Annotated in this window: 21 protein-coding genes; 11 read left to right on the top strand and 10 right to left on the bottom strand. The window is 62.3% G+C overall.

What is annotated here, in order from left to right:
* Window positions 1–26: 26 nt before the first annotated feature.
* Together NKH93_RS12830 and NKH93_RS12825 are read right to left on the bottom strand one after the other, a co-directional pair.
* The gene (locus NKH93_RS12830; protein WP_352918442.1) at window positions 27–434 is read right to left on the bottom strand and encodes a VOC family protein; all 408 of its coding nucleotides are present in this window, start codon (window positions 432–434) and stop codon (window positions 27–29) included.
* Complete coding sequence (locus NKH93_RS12825; protein WP_352540246.1) at window positions 431–814, bottom strand: fimbrial protein; 384 nt, start codon at window positions 812–814, stop codon at window positions 431–433. The genes NKH93_RS12830 and NKH93_RS12825 overlap by 4 nt, the downstream gene beginning before the upstream one ends.
* A gap of 26 nt (window positions 815–840) precedes the next feature.
* Between NKH93_RS12825 and NKH93_RS12820 the strand changes: the two genes are divergently transcribed.
* The 3 genes from NKH93_RS12820 to NKH93_RS12810 all read left to right on the top strand — a co-directional run bounded on the left by NKH93_RS12820 (window position 841) and on the right by NKH93_RS12810 (window position 3,938).
* The gene (locus NKH93_RS12820; protein WP_352471142.1) at window positions 841–1,881 is read left to right on the top strand and encodes an RluA family pseudouridine synthase; all 1,041 of its coding nucleotides are present in this window, start codon (window positions 841–843) and stop codon (window positions 1,879–1,881) included.
* Window positions 1,882–2,068: 187 nt separating this feature from the next.
* A complete protein-coding gene (rpoH, locus tag NKH93_RS12815; protein ID WP_023678514.1) occupies window positions 2,069–2,980 on the top strand; it encodes an RNA polymerase sigma factor RpoH in 912 nt (303 codons plus the stop codon).
* A 448-nt stretch (window positions 2,981–3,428) separates the two neighbouring features.
* Window positions 3,429–3,938: a hypothetical protein gene (locus NKH93_RS12810; RefSeq protein ID WP_352918444.1), complete on the top strand. Its 510-nt coding sequence runs from the start codon at window positions 3,429–3,431 to the stop codon at window positions 3,936–3,938.
* Between the two features lie 182 nt (window positions 3,939–4,120).
* Here the strand turns inward: NKH93_RS12810 and NKH93_RS12805 are convergent, their stop codons facing one another.
* The 4 genes from NKH93_RS12805 to NKH93_RS12790 all read right to left on the bottom strand — a co-directional run bounded on the left by NKH93_RS12805 (window position 4,121) and on the right by NKH93_RS12790 (window position 6,621).
* Complete coding sequence (locus tag NKH93_RS12805) at window positions 4,121–4,993, bottom strand: MBL fold metallo-hydrolase (protein WP_352471144.1); 873 nt, start codon at window positions 4,991–4,993, stop codon at window positions 4,121–4,123.
* A gap of 150 nt (window positions 4,994–5,143) precedes the next feature.
* Window positions 5,144–5,803 carry a peroxiredoxin gene (locus NKH93_RS12800; protein ID WP_023678511.1) on the bottom strand — a complete coding sequence of 220 codons (660 nt, stop codon included), beginning with the start codon at window positions 5,801–5,803 and terminating at the stop codon, window positions 5,144–5,146.
* Window positions 5,804–5,978: 175 nt separating this feature from the next.
* Complete coding sequence (locus NKH93_RS12795) at window positions 5,979–6,344, bottom strand: cell division protein ZapA (protein ID WP_254816554.1); 366 nt, start codon at window positions 6,342–6,344, stop codon at window positions 5,979–5,981.
* Between the two features lie 4 nt (window positions 6,345–6,348).
* Window positions 6,349–6,621: a DUF4164 domain-containing protein gene (locus NKH93_RS12790; protein WP_006200774.1), complete on the bottom strand. Its 273-nt coding sequence runs from the start codon at window positions 6,619–6,621 to the stop codon at window positions 6,349–6,351.
* A gap of 260 nt (window positions 6,622–6,881) precedes the next feature.
* Here NKH93_RS12790 and tkt point away from each other — a divergent pair, with 260 nt between their 5' ends.
* The 3 genes from tkt to NKH93_RS12775 all read left to right on the top strand — a co-directional run bounded on the left by tkt (window position 6,882) and on the right by NKH93_RS12775 (window position 12,149).
* Window positions 6,882–8,873, top strand: a complete 1,992-nt coding sequence (gene tkt / locus NKH93_RS12785; RefSeq protein WP_352918446.1) for a transketolase — start codon at window positions 6,882–6,884, stop codon at window positions 8,871–8,873.
* A 158-nt stretch (window positions 8,874–9,031) separates the two neighbouring features.
* Complete coding sequence (gene gap, locus NKH93_RS12780) at window positions 9,032–10,042, top strand: type I glyceraldehyde-3-phosphate dehydrogenase (protein WP_352970573.1); 1,011 nt, start codon at window positions 9,032–9,034, stop codon at window positions 10,040–10,042.
* 217 nt (window positions 10,043–10,259) lie between these two features.
* Window positions 10,260–12,149, top strand: a complete 1,890-nt coding sequence (locus tag NKH93_RS12775; protein ID WP_352970570.1) for a potassium/proton antiporter — start codon at window positions 10,260–10,262, stop codon at window positions 12,147–12,149.
* 169 nt (window positions 12,150–12,318) lie between these two features.
* Here the strand turns inward: NKH93_RS12775 and NKH93_RS12770 are convergent, their stop codons facing one another.
* Entirely contained in the window at window positions 12,319–13,236 is a 918-nt protein-coding gene (locus NKH93_RS12770; RefSeq protein ID WP_352457948.1) for a polyprenyl synthetase family protein, read from the bottom strand.
* 79 nt (window positions 13,237–13,315) lie between these two features.
* Here NKH93_RS12770 and NKH93_RS12765 point away from each other — a divergent pair, with 79 nt between their 5' ends.
* The 3 genes from NKH93_RS12765 to NKH93_RS12755 all read left to right on the top strand — a co-directional run bounded on the left by NKH93_RS12765 (window position 13,316) and on the right by NKH93_RS12755 (window position 14,998).
* Entirely contained in the window at window positions 13,316–14,074 is a 759-nt protein-coding gene (locus NKH93_RS12765; protein WP_352817821.1) for a biosynthetic peptidoglycan transglycosylase, read from the top strand.
* 139 nt (window positions 14,075–14,213) lie between these two features.
* The gene (gene rpmF, locus NKH93_RS12760; protein WP_006203806.1) at window positions 14,214–14,396 is read left to right on the top strand and encodes a 50S ribosomal protein L32; all 183 of its coding nucleotides are present in this window, start codon (window positions 14,214–14,216) and stop codon (window positions 14,394–14,396) included.
* Between the two features lie 200 nt (window positions 14,397–14,596).
* A complete protein-coding gene (locus NKH93_RS12755) occupies window positions 14,597–14,998 on the top strand; it encodes a hypothetical protein (protein WP_023678503.1) in 402 nt (133 codons plus the stop codon).
* A 10-nt stretch (window positions 14,999–15,008) separates the two neighbouring features.
* Here NKH93_RS12755 and NKH93_RS12750 read toward each other — a convergent pair whose 3' ends face one another.
* The 3 genes from NKH93_RS12750 to NKH93_RS12740 all read right to left on the bottom strand — a co-directional run bounded on the left by NKH93_RS12750 (window position 15,009) and on the right by NKH93_RS12740 (window position 16,368).
* Window positions 15,009–15,440: a GlcG/HbpS family heme-binding protein gene (locus tag NKH93_RS12750; protein ID WP_352451128.1), complete on the bottom strand. Its 432-nt coding sequence runs from the start codon at window positions 15,438–15,440 to the stop codon at window positions 15,009–15,011.
* Between the two features lie 97 nt (window positions 15,441–15,537).
* A complete protein-coding gene (locus NKH93_RS12745; protein ID WP_023678501.1) occupies window positions 15,538–15,768 on the bottom strand; it encodes a hypothetical protein in 231 nt (76 codons plus the stop codon).
* A gap of 75 nt (window positions 15,769–15,843) precedes the next feature.
* Window positions 15,844–16,368: a winged helix-turn-helix transcriptional regulator gene (locus NKH93_RS12740; protein ID WP_352540251.1), complete on the bottom strand. Its 525-nt coding sequence runs from the start codon at window positions 16,366–16,368 to the stop codon at window positions 15,844–15,846.
* A 96-nt stretch (window positions 16,369–16,464) separates the two neighbouring features.
* Between NKH93_RS12740 and NKH93_RS12735 the strand changes: the two genes are divergently transcribed.
* A complete protein-coding gene (locus tag NKH93_RS12735) occupies window positions 16,465–17,316 on the top strand; it encodes an alpha/beta fold hydrolase (protein ID WP_352817749.1) in 852 nt (283 codons plus the stop codon).
* 61 nt (window positions 17,317–17,377) lie between these two features.
* On the top strand, window positions 17,378–18,034 hold the full coding sequence (locus NKH93_RS12730) for a glutathione S-transferase family protein (protein WP_352771901.1): 657 nt from the start codon (window positions 17,378–17,380) through the stop codon (window positions 18,032–18,034).
* Window positions 18,035–18,200: the final 166 nt, after the last annotated feature.

Below are 18,200 nucleotides of genomic sequence, written 5' to 3'. Positions count from 1 at the left end.
GCGCCGGTGAAGTATCCGCTGCAAGCCTAGCTTTTTGGCTCGATCAGGTCCCAGAGATTTCCATAGAGATCTGCGAAAACCGCCACAGTGCCATAGGTCTCGTGCCGGGGCGCCTCACGGAACTCAACGCCCTTTTCGAGCATCAGCGCATAGTCGCGGGCAAAATCGTCGGTTTCGAGGAACAAAAAGACCCGGCCGCCGGTCTGGCCGCCGATGGCGTGCCTTTGCGCATCGCCGGATGCCTCGGCGAGAAGCAGGCGCGCACCCTGCCCGTTGCGCGGCGTGATCGTGACCCAGCGTTTGCCGCCGCCGAGATCGACATCTTCGGTGAGGACAAAACCCAGCTGGTCGACATACCACGAGATCGCCTCGTCATAATTTGCGACGACAAGCGCGACCGTGGCAATGCTGCGGTGTTCGGCAAAACCGGTCATTTGTTCCTGATCGAAAAATGGCCAACGATGCGGCGCTCGGTGATGTCATAGACGAAGATGGCGCGGCTGCCGTCGGGCAGCTCTGCGTCGATCGACAGGTGATTGCCGGACAGCGATTGGCTGATCACCCTGGCGCCGACCGGCAGCACGATGTCGCCGTTGACCGTCTCGCCGATCGGCACCTGGATGTCGCTGCTTAGCGGAGGGGCGGCAGGCGGCGCGTTGCGCGCTTTGTAGACAAGTGCCGCGATCACCACCATAAGGGCGAGGAACAGCAGGCCGAGATTGATGGCGACGAAGCGGACGAGCTTCCTCCGCACCTTTTCGACCTCGGGGTCGAGCGGCTTTTCCTCGTCTTCGTCGGCAAGCGGCCGGGCCATGGCAGCAGATTCCGGAACTGTTTTCGATGAGCGCTCATAACGAAGTGGTCAGACAATTAATAGGGGCCGGACCGATCGTCCTGGAGGCGGGCGCTGATGCGGCCGGCCAGCGGCTCGACCAATGGCTGGCGGCCAGGCTCGGCCCCGACATGTCGCGCAGCCGGGTACAGATGCTGATAAAGCAGGGCGCCGTCAGGATCGGCGGCAAGCCAGCCAGCGAAACGAAGCGCAAGATGGCGCAAGGTGACAGCGTGTCGGTTGATATGCCGGAGCCGGAACCAGCGGCGCCGCAAGGCGAAGATATTGCGCTGGACGTCCTCTACGAGGACAGCGAGCTGATCGTCATCAACAAGCCGGCCGGGCTGGTCGTGCATCCCGGCGCCGGCAACTGGACCGGCACGCTGGTCAACGCGCTGATCCATCATTGCGGCGACAGCCTGTCTGGCATCGGCGGGGTGAGACGGCCGGGCATCGTCCATCGCCTCGATAAGGAGACCAGCGGCGTCATGGTCGTCGCCAAGACCGATCGCGCCCACAAGGCGTTGTCGGAGGCCTTTGCCGACCACGGCCTGACCGGCGATCTCGAGCGCGCCTATCTGGCGTTGGTCTGGGGCATACCGGCAAGGCCGACCGGGACGGTCGACGCGCCGCTCGGCCGCGCCGCCGACCGGGTACGCCGCGCTGTGGTGCCGCAAGGCCGCGACGATGCCCGCCACGCCGTCACGCATTTCACCGTCGTTGAGCGCTTTGGCGAGCAGCAGCAGGAATTCGCCACGGCGAGCCTGGTCGAATGCCGACTGGAAACCGGTCGCACTCACCAGATACGCGTCCACATGGCCCATATCGGCCATCCGGTGATTGGCGACCCCGAATACGGCCAGGCTTTCCGCACCAAGGCCAATCGGTTGCCCGAGCCGCTAAGAAGCGAGGTAAAGGCGTTTCCGCGACAAGCTTTGCACGCCCGCCTCCTTGCATTTCGCCATCCCGATACCCATCTAACGATGAGGTTCGAAGCACCGATACCGTGGGACATGGAGGAACTCGTCGACGGCTTCCGCAAGCTCTGAACCAACCACCTGAAAACCTGACCGGCGTTGTTCACTTCAACGTGACACACTGTTTCGTGTTGAACAAATGCCTGTCTTTCTGGTTTTGTTCCTATATATGTCGGTTGGCGCGAATGTGCCTTTGGCATTCGCGCCACATGCCCGCCGCGTTTCGGGGGCATCACTCCAATAGAGAGGGGGCGCTATCATGGCCCAGTCATTACCCAGTATCGTTTCCGGCGAAGGCGGTCTCAGCCGCTACCTGGAAGAAATCCGCCGCTTTCCGATGCTTCAGCCGCAGGAAGAGTACATGCTCGCCAAGCGCTATGCCGAGCATGAGGACACCACAGCTGCGCACAAGCTCGTCACCAGCCACCTTCGGCTCGTCGCCAAGATCGCCATGGGCTATCGCGGCTATGGCCTGCCGATCGGCGAGGTGATCTCGGAAGGCAATGTCGGCCTGATGCAGGCCGTCAAGAAATTCGAACCGGAGCGCGGCTTCCGTCTCGCCACCTATGCGATGTGGTGGATCAAGGCCTCGATCCAGGAATACATCCTGCGCTCGTGGAGCCTGGTCAAGATGGGCACCACCGCCAACCAGAAGCGCCTGTTCTTCAACCTGCGCAAGGTGAAGGGCAAGATCCAGGCGCTCGACGAAGGCGATTTGAAGCCCGATCAGATCACCGAGATTGCCACCCGGCTGAACGTCTCGGAAGCGGAAGTCGTGTCGATGAACCGCCGCCTGTCGGGCGACGCCTCGCTCAATGCGCCCATCCGGGCCAGTGAAGGCGAGTCCGGCGAATGGCAGGACTGGCTGGTCGACGACCACGAAAGCCAGGAAGAGATGCTGATCGAGCAGGACGAGCTGGAAAACCGGCGCGGCATGCTGTCGGGCGCTCTTGCCGTGCTCAACGACCGCGAACGCCGCATCTTCGAGGCGCGCCGCCTCGCCGATGAGCCGTTGACGCTTGAAGAGTTGTCGGCCGAGTTCGATATCAGCCGCGAGCGCGTGCGCCAGATCGAGGTGCGCGCCTTCGAGAAGGTGCAGGACGCGGTCAAGGCCGCAGCCAAGCGCCAGACGCAGGCGCTGCGCACCATCGAGGCGCAGCCGGCGGCGTAAGGCCCTCCGGTAGAAACAAATAACGGCGGCGTCAGGTAACTGGCGCCGCCGTTTTTTTTCTAAAGCGCGTCGCGTTCGGGCCGGCCTTGTGCGACGCGCTTTAGATTCTTGTTTTTATGCATGTCGTTATCGCCAAACCGCTGCACACTTTTGCGCGACATGCATTAGCGGGTTGCCGGTTCCGCGGCGCCTTCGCGGATGTCCGATCCGTCGCCCTAACTGCTCAGTAGCCTTGCCAGGCGTCCCCAGACGATCTCATTGATAGCGGCATTGTCGCAATTTTCCCCAAGCCCTGAAAACCGCAAGGCTGCAAGCTGTGGCGGCAATGTTGCGGCGCCGACCGCGGCATTCCACAACCCGGCGCTTGCGGCAGGCGGGCGCGACAACGGTCCGCCGGGCTGCGCCGGGCAGTTGAGTTCGTCTATTGGAAACGAAAGGCAGTGTCGTGATGACGATTTCTCCGTTTCTGGCCGCCCTCGGATCCGACGGTCCGCCAGCCGATCGAGCGAAAGACATGGCCCTGTATGGATGGCTAATTGGAAGCTGGGAGATGGACTCGGTCCACTACCTCGACGACGGCACAATCCAGAAATGGGATGGCGAATGCCATTTTGGCTGGGTGCTCGAAGGCCGCGCGATTCAGGACGTTTGGATCAGGCCCAAGCGCCCTGCTCCGTCCGCGATGTATGGCACAACCTTGCGCATCTTCGACCCTGGGATCGATGGCTGGCATATCATATGGAACGACCCGCTCAACCGGGATCACTCGCGCCAGATCGGGCGGGCCGAGGGTAAGGACATTGTCCAGCTCGGCAATGACTCGCGCGGTCTGCAAACTCGATGGCGTTTCACCGAGATCACTGCCACCAGCTTCCATTGGATCGGCGAGGAAAGATCTTCCGAGAGCGATCCTTGGCAAATCACGTATGAACATTTAGCCCGCCGAACAAAACCCTGACGCTCGACTGGCTGGCGTCTGCGCTGCTCCTCATCCGGCTGCCGCCACCGTCGTCCCGCATAGACCTATCGGATTCAAACATCGCAAAAATCGAATCAGGATCAATAGCTTGGATGACCATCGCAGAACGATGAGGGCGGCGCCGAGTCTGAATGGCATTGTAGTGCCAGCGACCCATCCTCTCACAGGCAATCGAGCGGAAACTTCAGATAGCGCTGCCCGTTGGATTCCGGTTCCGGCAGGCGTCCGCCATTCATATTGACCTGCAGCGCGTGCAGGATCAGCCGCGGCATCGGCAACGTCCTGTCGCGGGCTTGGCGGAGCGCGACGAAGTCGGCTTCCGTCTTGCAGCCGGCAACATGGATGTTGCCGGCTTTCTGCTCCGCGACCGTGCTTTCCCACCGCGCTTCGCGACCGCCCGGCTGGTAGTCGTGACCGACGAACAGACGTGTCTCGTCCGGCAGCGCCAGGATGTCCTCGATCGAACGCCAGAGCCGCTCGGCACTGCCGCCCGGAAAGTCTGTCCTTGCGGTGCCGCTGTCCGGCATGAACAGCGTGTCGTGGATGAAGGCGGCGTCGCCAATGACGTAAGTGATCGAGGCCAGTGTGTGGCCCGGCGAGAACAGCACTCTTGCCGCAATGCCGCCGACCGAAAAAGTTGCGCCGTTGGCGAACAGCCTGTCCCATTGCGAACCGTCGGCGGGGAATTCCGGCCAGTTGTAGATCACCTTCCACAATTTCTGGACGTCGATGACCTTCTCGCCGATTGCCGTCGGCGCTCCGGTTCTCCCCCTCAGATAATGGGCGGCGGAGAAATGATCCGCATGCGGATGCGTGTCGAGGATCCACTCGACCTCCAGCCCGCTTTCCCTGACGAAGTCGAGCAGGGCGTCGGCGTTTTTCGTTGCCGTTGCACCGGACCTTTCGTCGAAGTCGAGCACCGGATCGATGATGGCGCATTTGCGGGTCGCCATGTCGGCGACCACATACTGGACGGACCCGCTCGGCTTGTCATAGAAGCCGGTGACCTGCGACCTGGCCGATAATGCGTCCAATCCAGCCTCCTTCGCCCCTCACCACGGCAGGAAGGATTTTCTCTGCCACGGCAAATTAAAGGCATGGTTGTCCGTCAACCAGGCATCGTCAAGCACCCCATGCTCACACGGCCAGGAAAACCGAAAACTCTCTGTGCCGCCTCTGCCTGCTCAGGCGGAAGGCTGCTTGGTTTTCCTGAGATATGGCAGGATCGTCTCATAGGCGCCGAAGCGCTTGATGGCATCCTCATTCGAGACGGCAGCGGTGATGATGACGTCCTCGCCCTGCTTCCAGTTCGCCGGCGTCGCCACCTGGTGCTTGGCGGTCAGCTGCATGGAATCGATGGCGCGCAGGATTTCGTCGAAGTTGCGGCCCGTCGTCATCGGGTAGGTGAGAACCAGCTTGATCTTCTTGTCGGGCCCGATGACGTAAACCGAACGCACCGTGGCATTGTCGGCGGGCGTGCGGCCTTCCGAGCTCTCGCCGGCACCCGCCGGCAGCATCTCGTAAAGCTTGGCGACCTTGAGATCCTTGTCGCCGATCAGCGGGTAGTTCACCGAATGACCGGTCGCGGTCTTGATGTCGTTCTGCCACTTTTCATGGCTTTGGACGGGATCGACCGAGATGCCGATGATCTTGACGTTGCGCTTCCTGAACTCGCCTTCGAGCCCGGCCATTGTGCCGAGTTCGGTCGTGCAAACCGGCGTAAAGTTCTTCGGATGGCTGAACAATACCGCCCAGCCGTCGCCGATCCATTCATGGAAGCTGATCGGTCCTTGCGTGGTCTCAGCGGTGAAGTCCGGTGCGATATCGTTGATGCGAAGGCTCATGACGTGTCCCTTACCCTGTGCGTGCAGATCGCAGCCGGCGTTGCCCGGCGCTGCTTTTGCCTTTCTATCACTCCGGCGTCATCCTTCAAACGCCTGTTGCGCCGGCATCAAGGCCGGCGGCGAAATATTTTCATTGCTTCTCGGCAAATGCAGCAGGAATTTTCGCTGCGCTGGTTCAGGCCTTGTTCACTGCCAGCGTCGTCGCCAGGTCTTCCATGCGCTGGGCCAGTGCGCCGAGCGCCCCGGTCAGCACGGAATCGTTCTTGTCGGCCTTGGTCAGTGCGTCGTCGCGCGTCTTGCGCAGCGTCAGCACTTCGCTTTCCATGCCCTTGACCCGCTTCTGCAGTTCCGAAAGCTCGTCCATGACCATGATGCCGGCCATCACGGTCAGCCGCTGGTCGCCGATCTCGCCAAAAGAATCCTTCAGATGCGAGACATAGCGGTCGAAGCGCTCGGCAAGATCGATCAGATGCTCTTCCTGGCCCTCGTCGCAGGCCATCCGATACTGCTTGCCGTCGATGGAAACCGTGACTTGTGCCATTGGCCTACCTGTCCAGTACCGCGCGGATGGTTTCCATAGCTGTCACCAGCCTTCGCGACACTTCCTTGTTGGCATCTTCCAGCCGTTCGGCGCGGGCCTCGGAATTGTCGAGCTCCTGCGCCAGCCGCGAGCGGTCGGCGTTCATCCGCTGCACTTCGGCCTCGGCTTCCGAATAGTCCCGCTCATGCTCAAGCTTGGCCGCGACGGCGTTTTCCAGCCCTTCGATGGCCTTACCCAGCCTGGCAATGACTTCCTTGAGGGTCGTTTCCCCGGTCATGGCTTTCGTCCTGCGCCCTGCCCATCACCGAATCATCCACGTTCAGAACGCGTTATCCCTGAAACATTACGCGTCGTGTGAACCGCACGTCAATAAAGCTGTCGCGACTGTCCCCTGCTAACGCTAATGTAAGTCGCGCACGGCCATCACAAGACCGGCAAAAGCACACCGATTTGTTGACTAAAAGGCCGCGCCTGCTATGTGTCGCGCACCCTTTTCAAGGGCTTTCCCAAGGCCCAAACCCCCATTTTGGAGGAAGCATGACCTCGCGCGAACAACATGACCGGATGGCCAATGCGATCCGTTTTCTCGCCATGGACGCCGTCGAGAAGGCAAATTCCGGCCACCCCGGACTGCCCATGGGCTGCGCCGACATCGCCACGGTGCTGTTCACCCGCTTTCTCAAATACGATCCGAAAAACCCGCATTGGCCGGACCGCGACCGCTTTATCCTGTCGGCCGGCCACGGATCGATGCTGCTTTACTCGCTGCTCTATCTGACCGGCTACGAAGACATCACCATCGACCAGATCAAGCAGTTCCGCCAATTGGGGTCGAGGACGGCGGGCCACCCGGAATACGGCCATGCCGCGGGCATTGAGACGACGACCGGCCCACTCGGCCAGGGCCTTGCCAATTCGGTCGGCTTCGCGCTCGGCGAGCGCATCATGAATGCCGCTTTCGGCAAAGATCTCGTCGACCACTACACCTATGTGCTGGCCGGCGACGGCTGCCTGATGGAAGGCGTATCCCAGGAAGCCATCGCGCTTGCCGGGCATCTGAAACTGAACAAGCTGATCGTCTTCTGGGACAACAACAACATCTCGATCGATGGCCCGGTGTCGCTCGCCGATAACACCGATCAGGTCGCCCGCTTCCAGGCGTCCGGCTGGAATGCCAGCCATATCGACGGCCAGGACCCGGAAGCGATCGCCTATGCCATCGAAGCGGCCCGCCACTCCGACAAGCCGACGATGATCGCCTGCAAGACGACCATCGGCTTCGGCGCGCCGACCAAGGCCGGCACCAACAAGGCGCATGGCTCGCCGCTCGGCGCCGAGGAAATCGCTGGCGCCAGAAAATTCTTCGACTGGGATTATCCGCCCTTCGAGGTTCCGGCCGATATCCTCGACGCATGGCGTACCGCCGGGCGGACAGGCGTCAAGGCGCGCACCGACTGGGAAAGCCGCCTTGCCAAGGCTGATGCCAAATTGCGCAGCGAGTTCGAACGCCGCATCAGTGGCACGCTGCCGGCCAACTTCGACGCCGTCATTGGCGATTACAAGAAGAAGCTCGCCGCCGACAAGCCGAAGGTCGCCACCCGTAAGTCATCGGAAATGGCGCTGGAGGTCATCAACGGCGCCGTGCCCGAAACCATCGGCGGCTCGGCCGATTTGACCGGCTCCAACAACACCAAGACCAGCCAGACCAAGAACATCACCGCCGACGATTACGGCCAGCGCTACGTTCATTACGGCGTTCGCGAGCACGGCATGGCGGCCGCGCTCAACGGGCTGACATTGCATGGCGGCATTATCGCCTATGGCGGCACTTTCATGTGCTTTTCCGACTATGCCCGTCCGGCGATGCGGCTTGCTTCGCTGATGGGCATCCGCTCGATCTTCGTCATGACCCATGATTCCATCGGCCTTGGCGAAGACGGCCCGACCCATCAGCCGGTCGAGCATCTGGCAGCACTTCGCGCCATTCCGAACCACAATGTCTTCCGCCCCGCCGATGCGGTGGAAACCGCGGAATGCTGGCAGTTGGCCATTGAGTCGGAAAAGACGCCTTCGACATTGGCGCTGACCCGGCAGAACCTGCCGACGGTACGCAACGACTTCGTTGCGGAAAACCTCTCCAGCCGCGGCGCCTATGAACTTGCCGCCGCCAGTGGCGAGGCGGCGGTGACGATCTTCGCGTCGGGCTCCGAGGTCGAGATCGCGCTGGCCGCCCGCGAGGCCTTGGAAAAGCACGGCCACGCGACCCGCGTCGTCTCGGTGCCGTGTTTCGAATTGTTCGACAAGCAGAGCGCCGACTATCGCAGCAGGACGATCGGCAATGCGCCGCTCAAGATTGCCATCGAAGCCGGCATCCGTCAGGGCTGGGATCACTTCATCGGCACCGACGGCATCTTTGTCGGCATGACCGGCTTCGGCGCCTCCGGCACCATCGAACAGCTCTACCCGCATTTCGGCATCACAGCCGAGGCAACGGTGAAGGCGGCGGAAGCCCGTCTGCATGGCAAATGAAAGTGAGCCTCGCCCGGCAAAGGCTGGCATAGCGGTTTTGCCGGGCGGTGGAGCACTAATCGATTTAAATCCACGCCTCGGCGGCTGGATTCTTTGCCCGTCCGCCGTTATGAAGCTGCGGACTTGATCTTCGGCCTCCAACTCCCAGGGAGAGAACAATGACCGTCAGAGTTGCCATCAACGGATTCGGCCGCATCGGCCGCAACATCCTGCGCGCCATCCATGAATCCGGCCGCAAGGATATCGACGTCGTCGCGGTCAACGATCTCGGCCCGGTCGAGACCAACGCGCATCTGCTGCGCTTCGACAGCGTGCATGGCCGCTTTCCGCATGAGGTGACGGTTGACGGCGACCAGATCATCGTCGGCAAGGAAAAATTCAAGGTCACCGCGATCAAGGATCCGACGCAACTGCCCTGGAAGGAGCTTGGCATCGACATCGCGCTCGAATGCACCGGCATCTTCACCGCCCGCGACAAGGCCGTCGCCCATCTGACCGCCGGTGCCAAGCGCGTTCTCGTCTCCGCTCCGGCAGAGGGCGCCGATCTCACCGTCGTCTATGGCATCAATCACGACAAGCTGACCAAGGACCACATCGTCATCTCGAACGCCTCCTGCACCACCAACTGCCTGGCGCCGCTGGCGGCCGTGCTGGATGAGGCGGTCGGCATCGAGAAGGGCATGATGACGACGATCCATTCCTACACCGGCGACCAGCCGACGCTGGACACCATGCACAAGGACCTCTACCGCGCCCGCGCCGCCGCGCTGTCGCAGATTCCGACCTCGACCGGTGCTGCCAAGGCCATTGGCCTGGTACTGCCCGAACTCAAGGGCAAGCTCGACGGCATCTCCATCCGCGTGCCGACCCCGAACGTCTCGCTCGTCGATTTCAAGTTTATCGCCAAACGGCCGACCACCGTCCAGGAGATCAATGACGCGGTGATCGCCGCCTCGAACGGCAAGCTGAAGGGCATCCTCGCCGTTACCCGTCACCCCAATGTTTCGATCGACTTCAACCATGATCCGCATTCCTCGATCGTGGCGCTCGACCAGACCAAGGTCATGGACGGCAACTTCGTTTCGGTGCTGTCGTGGTACGACAATGAGTGGGGCTTTTCCAACCGCATGGGCGATACCGCCGTCGCCTTCGGCAAGACCATCGCCTGATCGCAGAGCCAGCTTCTCGACCTGGAGACGCCCGGCTCAGTCCGGGCGTTTTTCATTGCAGCACGAACCGCCAAGGCACGCTCCGCTGCTCGGGGGTGCCAAAACTTTCGACGATCGGCAGCGTGGGGCAAAAAGCCACGCTGCTGCCTTGCAGCGGCCATGTCTTCGCCCCACTCTCCCGTGATGCCGGAGCATATCGACTAGGGGCGACCAACGAATGGAGCATGGTATCTATCTTGTGACGCTCGTTGGCGCAGCACTTGTCGTTGCCGCCGCGTTTTCAAGCCTGATCGCCTTCCGTTTCGGCGCCCCTCTCCTGCTGCTGTTTCTCTGCATCGGCCTCGCCACCGGAACCGACGGTCTCGGCATCCATTTCGACAATGCCCGAGTTGCTTATTTTGCCGGCTCATTGGCGCTGGCGGTCATCCTTTTCGATTCCGGCTTCGGCACACCGCTCAACGCCTTGCGGCAGGCGGCCGGGCCGGCGCTGTCGCTGGCCACATTCGGCGTCCTTTTGACCACCGGGCTCTTCGGCGCCGCCGCCTATTATCTGCTCGACCTGACCTGGCTGGAATCCTTCCTGCTCGGTGCCGCCGTCGCCTCGACCGACGCCGCGGCGGTGTTCTTCCTGCTGCGCGCCGGCGAGATCAATTTGCGCGAGCGCGTGCGGTCCACGCTCGAGGTGGAATCCGGCACAAATGACCCGATCGCCATCTTCCTGACCATCACGCTGGTCGAGGTCATCGCCGCCAATACCCACCCCGAGGCCAAGGTGCTGGTCACCGATCTTGCCGTCGGCTTCCTTGTCAACATGGGGCTCGGCGCGGTCATCGGCATTCTCGGCGGCATGGCCATCGTGCGCCTTGTCGATCGCCTCAATCTCGATCACGGCCTGCTGCCGATCTTCGTGCTGACGCTGTCGCTTATGGTGTTCGCTGCCGCCGGTGCCGTCGGCGGCTCCGGCTTCCTGGCGGTCTATCTCGCAGGCCTGATTGCCGGCAATTCCGATATCCGGGCCGTGACCATCCTCAAGCGCTTCCAGGACGGCATGTCGTGGCTGGCGCAGATCATCATGTTCCTGATCCTCGGCCTGTTCGCGACGCCTTCACAATTTCCGGCGATCCTGGTGCCGGCAGTGCTGCTCGGCCTGTTCCTGGTATTTGTGGCACGGCCAATCGCCGTCTGGCTCTGCCTGGTGCCGTTCCGTCTGCCACGCCCGGAAGTCGCCTTCGTCTCGTGGGTTGGCCTGCGCGGTGCCGTGTCGATCCTGCTTGCCATCACGCCGCTGCTCGGCGGTCTTGAGAACGGCCGCCTCATCTTCAACACTGCCTTCATCATCGTGCTGGTCTCGCTGATCATCCAGGGATGGACCGTCGGGCCGCTGGCGCGCCGTCTCGGCCTTATCGTGCCGGCCCGCCTGGGACCGCTCGACAAGGTCGAATTGGAACTGCCGGGCTCCGCCCATCATGAGCTTCTCGCCTACCGCGTGGCACCTGGCAGCCCGGTGGCGCGCGGCGAACGCATTCCGCGCTGGGCGCGGCCGTCGCTGGTGCTGCGCGACGGACGCTCGATGCGCTTCCAGGATATGGGCCGGCTCGCGACCGGCGACCATGTCTACATCTTCGTGCCGGACCGCTATCCGCGCCTGCTCGACAAGCTGTTCGCCAGCCGTGCCGTGGTCGATCCCGAGGACGCGGATTTCTTCGGCGCCTTCGCCGTCGATCCGTCACGCCCCGCCGAGGAACTGGAGACCGCCTACGCGCCGGGCCTGACCGAAGCGGAACGCAAGCTCAGCATTGGCGACCTGGTCACTACCCGGCTCGGCGGCCACGCCGAATACGCCGACCGCGTGCTGCTCGGTCCGATCGAGCTGATCGTCCGCGACGTCGACGACAAGGGCAGGATCACCGGCCTTGGCCTGTCCTTTGAGCCGACCGCGCCGGTGGCGCGCGTTCCGGTGTTTCTCAGCGCCGGCGAAATCCGCGACCGCATCGCCGCCTTCATCCGCAACCGGCGCAAGCCGGCCGAGGCGCGGGCGGTCGAGGCGGCGGCCGAGATGGAACCGGTTCCGCAGCCCGTGGTGGAAAAGACAACTGGCGAAGGCTGACCGCTGTCCACCCGAGCCGCGGAACCCTGCCGCGAGGCTGAAGAATGGCTCGGCAACTGGTGTGGCGGGTCCATGTGGTCCGACATCGCCGGAAATGATCCCGATCGGCCGGTTGCGAGGACGTTCGGCCGATCAGTCGCCAATTCTCCGGCGCGCCATAGGGGCGCGCTTAATTGTTGCGGGCCGCTACGAACTGCGCCGCTTGTTTCAGAAGCGCAGCTTGCTCGCCAAAAGGTTCGAGCAACGCATGAGCCTGGTCAACGAGGCCATGGAGCTGGCCCCGCGCCCAGTCCGGTCCGTGCAGCGCGACCAGCGTCGCCTTGCCGGCCGCGGCATCCTTGCCGGTCGCCTTGCCCATCTGATGCGCGTCGGCGGTCAGGTCGAGCAGATCGTCGGCAAGCTGAAAGGCAAGCCCGATCGCCGAGCCGAACTCGGCCAGCCTTTCGCGGTCGCCCGACGGCGCGCCGGCAAGGATAGCGCCCGCTTCGCAGGCAAAGCGGATCAGCGCACCGGTTTTCATCGCCTGAAGCCGGATGATGCCGGCCTCGTCCGGCCGGCTTTGTTCGGCTTCGAGATCGAGCATCTGGCCGCCGACCATGCTTCCCGCCCCGGCGGCGCGGGCCAGTGCCAGCACCAGCGTTGCCCTGCGCTCGGCCGGCAGCATTGTCGCCTCGTCGGCAAGGATGTCGAAGGCAAGTGTCAGCAAGGCGTCGCCCGCAAGAATGGCGGTCGCCTCATCGAAAGCCCTGTGCACGGTCGGCTGGCCGCGGCGCAAATCGTCGTCGTCCATGGCCGGCAGATCGTCATGGATGAGCGAATAGCAGTGCACGCATTCGAGCGCCGCCGCGACGCGCAGCGCCGCCTCGCCGTCGGCTGAAAACAGTGCAGCACTTTCCATGACCAGGAAGGGACGCAGTCGTTTGCCGCCGTTCAGCACGCCATGTCGCATTGCCGCCATCAGGCGTTCGGGCCGCGCGACCTCGCCCGAAAGCGTCCGTCCGTCGAGCAACCGCCTCAGCAGCGCCTCGAGCGGAACTGCCCGGGCAATAAGTGCAGCTTCGAACGCCATTTGGTCGTCTTTCGTCATGGTCGGGAGCGGTAGCCGACACTCAGACATTGCGCAAGAAGCCAAGCGCCATTATGCCGGGGGCAGGGAGTAGCGCGGACTGGGTGGCTTGGCGGAACCGATCGTCGATCACGAAACCGAAGGGTTGGACATGGCGAGACCGAGACGCGGCAGCCGCATCGGTCTTCAACGCTGGGTCCGGCGCGGCATTGCCGTCGCCGTCGTGCTGGCGTTGGTGCCGGTGGTGCTGACCTTCCTGTATCTGCCGTCATTCGTGCATCCGGTGTCGACATTGATGCTGAAGGACCTGGCGACGTTTTCCGGCTACGATCGGCGCTGGGTTTCCATCGACGATGTCGCGCCGGTGCTGGCATATTCGATAATCATGTCGGAGGACGGGCAGTTCTGTTTCCATCGCGGCGTCGATCTGGGCGAGTTGCGCGGCGTCGTCGACGATGCGCTCGCCGGCGAGATGACACGTGGCGCCTCGACCATCACCATGCAGACGGTAAAGAATCTTTATCTATGGTCGCGGCCGTTGGGCTCGGTCCGTAAGGTCGTCGAACTGCCGCTGGCCGTCTATTTCGATGCGGTGCTGTCGAAACGGCGGATCATGGAGATCTACCTCAACATCGCCGAATGGGGACCGGGCATCTACGGCATCGAGGCCGCCGCCCAGCATCATTTCGGCGTCTCGGCTAAACAGCTGTCGCGCCGGCAGGCAGCGCTGCTTGCCGTCACCTTGCCGAATCCGATCGTGCGCAATCCGGCGAAGCCCGGGCCGGGACTGAGGCGGCTTGCCGCGTTGATCGAACGGCGCGCCGGCCGCGCCGGCGCCTATGTCGGTTGCCTGCGATAGTGTCAAAAAAAAACACGGCGACGCTGGCCAAAACGCCGTCGGGCGTGTATAGGCACCCGACTTTCTCAGATTCCGGCCCCTGATGTGGCCCTTTCACGAGGGCCGCCGGGGCGTTTTGACCATGTAGTGGAGCATATCCATGGCCGTTCCGAAACGAAAAACCTCTCCGTCGAAGCGCGGCATGCGCCGTTCTGCCGACGCACTGAAGGCCCCGACCTATGTCGAGGACAAGAACTCCGGCGAGATGCGCCGTCCGCACCATATCGACCTGAAGACCGGCATGTATCGCGGTCGCCAGGTTCTGGAGCCGAAGGAAAGCTGATAGAGCTTTCGACGGTTTATTGGGTTGCGAAGCGACCGGCCATTGGCCGGTCTTTTTGCGTTTGCGACAACTGATCGTATCAGCCGGGCCTGACATTGTTGTTTCACGCCGTCTTTGTCCGTGTTTATCGGCCGCACGAAAATTCTTGACGGCGAACGCCGGGCGCACTCTACAAAGATCAGTCCAACCGGAGCCGCCACATGTTCGGTGCCATCCCGCTGCTGATCGTGCCTTTCATCCTCTACAATCTCGGGCTTCTGGGAATATTCGGCAGCGGCGACGATCCGTGGGCCACCGAAATGTTTTCGGTCCGGATGATGTCGGGTGGCGTGTTCTCGATGACCCTCGGCGACCTCATCGTGCTGATCGCACTGATCTTCTTGTTCGTCGAAGTGGTGAAGTCGACGCGCACGACAAATGCCTCGATCATGGACCATCTTTTGTCGACCTTCGTCTTTGTGGCCTATCTGGTCGAGTTCCTGCTGGTGAAGGGCGCCGCCCATTCCGTTTTCTTCACACTGATGGTCATAGCGCTGATCGACGTGCTGGCCGGCTTTTCGGTGTCGATGCGGTCGGCCACCCGCGACATCAATATGAGTTAAGGATCCCGACTCAGCCCGGGTCAGCGGAGAAGCCAGCCGCCTCGACACCGGCGATGGCCGCCGTTTCATCATTGTCGGACGTGTCGCCGGAAATACCGATGGCGCCGATGATCGTGCCGGCGTTGTCACGGATCAGCACGCCGCCGACGACCGGCAGGACGCGCCCGCCCGACACGTCGGAGACGCCGGCGATCAGATGCGGGCGCTCCTTGGCGAAAGCTTCCACCCGGCGCGAGCCCATTCCGATAGCGAGCGCGCCATAGGCCTTGCCGGCCGACATTTGCGGACGCAGGAACGAGGCGCCGTCCTGACGCTGGAACGCGACCAGATGGGCGCCGGCGTCGAGCACCGAGACGCCAAGCGGCCTGAGCTTGAGCTCGGCACCCTTGGCAAAGGCGGCGGCGATGATTTCAAGGGCTTTGTCGAGCGTCAGTGCGGTCATGGCCGTCTCCTGAACGCGCCAGTTATCAGCCGTCAGAACAGACTCCGAGTGAACTGTTTCGCGTGCGGAAGGAAGCATGGATTCTGGGAGCGCCGGCCTATTTCTTCTTGGCCCGAGGCTTCTTCACCGGGGCCGGAGGCGCATTGGCCAGGTCTTCCGCTTCCTTGGCGAGGCGCAGCGCCCGCAGCTTGTTGGTCTTGGCTTGGCGAGCGTCGCTCTCGGCGACATATTCCGCCATCGCCTTCTGGCGAACCGTGGCTGCCTCTTCCTGTTTCTTGAAACGCAAATCGGCCCGCGCACGGGCAGTGTCCTTAGAGTTCTCGACCAAGAGCGTTATCCAATCCGTAAATTATCTTCAGTCCCTTGATAGCAGAGCCAGCCCGCAATTGGGAAAATAAGTTGGTCATGGCGCCGGGTCGCAGCCGACTCGCTCCGCCTTGCGGGCGACGACCGCATCGTATCCGGCCTGCAAAGTCGCGCGGACGGTGGGTCCAGATGGGGCGGGAGACGCACCCAGATGCTCGTGGCGCAACTCGTTCATGAACTTGTCCCACATCGGCGGGCCGCCTTTTTCCAGAAGCTCGGCACGGATAGAGAGCTCTTCGCTGACCGGCAGCCAGACGCGACCCCAGGCGCCGAGATGCGCCAGGATCGGCACCAGCGTAATCGCCATTTCGGTCAGGCTGTAGATCGCTTTTTGCTTATGGGAGGGATCGTCCGCCTTGGTCAGCATGCCGAGCTCCTTCAGCCTCTTCAGCCGGTCGGCGAGGATGTTGGAGGCGATGCCCTCCACCGAGCCGTTGAGCAGTTCGCGAAAGTGGCGTCTGCCGCCGAAGATGATGTCGCGAAGGATGATCAGGCTCCACCGGTCACCGAACACTTCGAGCGACAGGTTGATGGGGCATCCGGACCGACGATCGATGTTCATGCGAATCTCCAAAACCGGTTGCATTATCGTATCGGTTTTAATATCGTGCAACTGATTGCAAAATGCAATCAGATTGGAAGCCCAGGGAGGAAAGCCATGAAAAACGCCGAACACCCCGAAATCGCATCCCAGACGTTCGGCGATCCGGCCCATCCTGCGGTGTTGTTGATCATGGGCGCGATGGCTTCCATGCTTTGGTGGCCCGAAGCGTTTTGCCGGAAGCTGGCCGGCGAGGGTCGCTTCGTGATCCGCTATGACAATCGCGATACCGGCCGTTCGACCAAGTACGCGCCGGGCGAGCCGCCTTATACATTTGACGACATGGCGGACGATGCTATCCGCGTCCTTGACGACCATGGAATCCGAAAGGCGCACGTGGTCGGCATGTCGATGGGCGGCATGATCGCGCAGCTTGTTGCGTTGAAATACCCGGCGCGTGTCACTTCGCTGACGGTGATCAGCAGCTCGCCCCTGGGCATCGATACTTCGCATCTGCCCGGAACCACCCAGGCCTATAGGAACCACTCGGCCGAAGGCGCCAAGGTCGATTGGGCGGACCGGGGCCAAGTGGTCGATTTCATCGTCAAGGACGCGCATGCGCTCACCGGTGCGGCGAACTCTTTCGACGAGCAGCGAACACGGGCTTTCGTCGAACAGGATTATGACCGGTCCGGCGGTTTTCTAAGTGCGACCAATCATTTCATGCTCAAGAGTGGCGAAGATGGGAGCGGCGAGCACTGGACGGGTCGGCTGCGCAACATGAAAATCCCGCTCCTCGTTATCCACGGCACCGACGATCCCATCTTTCCAGTCGAGCATGGCGCCGCTCTTGCCGACGCGGTCGCCGGTGCAAGGCTGCTCCGGATCGAGGGCGGCGGCCACGAGCTGCATCCCGACGACTGGGCCGCGATCATCGATGCCATCGTCGCCCACAGCCGGGCCACGTAGCAGCGGGCCGAACCTTGACACCGGATGCCCGCGAGACGAAGCACCAAAGATAGGAGCAAAAATGTCCCTGATTATGCACCTTCATCCACTGGCCTCCTTCTGCTGGAAGCCGCTGATCGCGCTCTATGAGAACGGCACGCCATTCACATCCGTCGTTGTCGATCTCGGCAATGAACAATCGCGCGCGGCGTTTCTGAAATTGTGGCCGCTCGGCAAGATGCCGGTGCTGCGCGATGAAGCGCTTGACCGGACCGTGCCGGAATCGACGATCGTCATCGAATATCTCAACGCGTATTATCCTGGGCCGGTCGAACTGATCCCCGCCGATCTCGATCTCGCTCGCCAGACCCGGCTCGCCGACCGCTTCTATGACTTCTACGTCCAGGAACCGATGCAGAAGATCGTTGGCGACCGGCTGCGGCCGGAGGGCAAGACCGATCCGTTCGGCGTCGAGCAGGCCCGCGCCCAGCTGCGCAGCTCCTACGCCATCATTGAACAGGACATGCGGTCGAGGACATGGACGGTGGGTGCGAGCTTCACCATGGCCGACTGCGCTGCCGCCCCCGCGCTGTTCTACGCCAACAAGGTCGAGCCGTTCGGAGACGAATATCCTGCGGTCAGGCGCTATCACGACCGGTTGCTGCAACGCCCCTCGGTTGCCCGTGTGATCGAGGAAGCGCAGCCGTATTTCAAGCTCTTCCCCTACAACAATGGCTAGAGTGGTTTGTCGTTTCACGGAAACGCCGAACCGCTCTATCTCTTTGTTTTTGCGCAATTCCGTACGGAAAACCGTTTCACACTTTTCCTGGAATTGCTTGTCTTATGACTTTCGCTGCCGAATGGGTCAGAAAGGAACGCTGAGAGAGGGTAGCCGCCCTCCCTCA

The sequence above is a fragment of the Mesorhizobium sp. M0954 genome, assembly GCF_040319155.1.
In the GTDB taxonomy this organism is placed as follows: domain Bacteria; phylum Pseudomonadota; class Alphaproteobacteria; order Rhizobiales; family Rhizobiaceae; genus Mesorhizobium.
This window is presented reverse-complemented; position numbering and strand designations above follow the sequence as displayed.

Bases quoted from the DNA above. Each gene is read 5' to 3' on its own strand.
- NKH93_RS12740 (WP_352540251.1), bottom strand. From the start codon at position 16,368: ATGAACATCGATCGTCGGTCCGGATGCCCCATCAACCTGTCGCTCGAA.
- NKH93_RS12735 (WP_352817749.1), top strand. From the start codon at position 16,465: ATGAAAAACGCCGAACACCCCGAAATCGCATCCCAGACGTTCGGCGAT.
- tkt (WP_352918446.1), top strand. From the start codon at position 6,882: ATGACCTCGCGCGAACAACATGACCGGATGGCCAATGCGATCCGTTTT.
- NKH93_RS12790 (WP_006200774.1), bottom strand. From the start codon at position 6,621: ATGACCGGGGAAACGACCCTCAAGGAAGTCATTGCCAGGCTGGGTAAG.
- rpmF (WP_006203806.1), top strand. From the start codon at position 14,214: ATGGCCGTTCCGAAACGAAAAACCTCTCCGTCGAAGCGCGGCATGCGC.
- rpoH (WP_023678514.1), top strand. From the start codon at position 2,069: ATGGCCCAGTCATTACCCAGTATCGTTTCCGGCGAAGGCGGTCTCAGC.
- NKH93_RS12775 (WP_352970570.1), top strand. From the start codon at position 10,260: ATGGAGCATGGTATCTATCTTGTGACGCTCGTTGGCGCAGCACTTGTC.
- NKH93_RS12795 (WP_254816554.1), bottom strand. From the start codon at position 6,344: ATGGCACAAGTCACGGTTTCCATCGACGGCAAGCAGTATCGGATGGCC.
- NKH93_RS12825 (WP_352540246.1), bottom strand. From the start codon at position 814: ATGGCCCGGCCGCTTGCCGACGAAGACGAGGAAAAGCCGCTCGACCCC.
- NKH93_RS12750 (WP_352451128.1), bottom strand. From the start codon at position 15,440: ATGACCGCACTGACGCTCGACAAAGCCCTTGAAATCATCGCCGCCGCC.
- NKH93_RS12810 (WP_352918444.1), top strand. From the start codon at position 3,429: ATGACGATTTCTCCGTTTCTGGCCGCCCTCGGATCCGACGGTCCGCCA.
- NKH93_RS12755 (WP_023678503.1), top strand. From the start codon at position 14,597: ATGTTCGGTGCCATCCCGCTGCTGATCGTGCCTTTCATCCTCTACAAT.
- NKH93_RS12820 (WP_352471142.1), top strand. From the start codon at position 841: ATGAGCGCTCATAACGAAGTGGTCAGACAATTAATAGGGGCCGGACCG.
- gap (WP_352970573.1), top strand. From the start codon at position 9,032: ATGACCGTCAGAGTTGCCATCAACGGATTCGGCCGCATCGGCCGCAAC.
- NKH93_RS12730 (WP_352771901.1), top strand. From the start codon at position 17,378: ATGTCCCTGATTATGCACCTTCATCCACTGGCCTCCTTCTGCTGGAAG.
- NKH93_RS12830 (WP_352918442.1), bottom strand. From the start codon at position 434: ATGACCGGTTTTGCCGAACACCGCAGCATTGCCACGGTCGCGCTTGTC.
- NKH93_RS12800 (WP_023678511.1), bottom strand. From the start codon at position 5,803: ATGAGCCTTCGCATCAACGATATCGCACCGGACTTCACCGCTGAGACC.
- NKH93_RS12770 (WP_352457948.1), bottom strand. From the start codon at position 13,236: ATGACGAAAGACGACCAAATGGCGTTCGAAGCTGCACTTATTGCCCGG.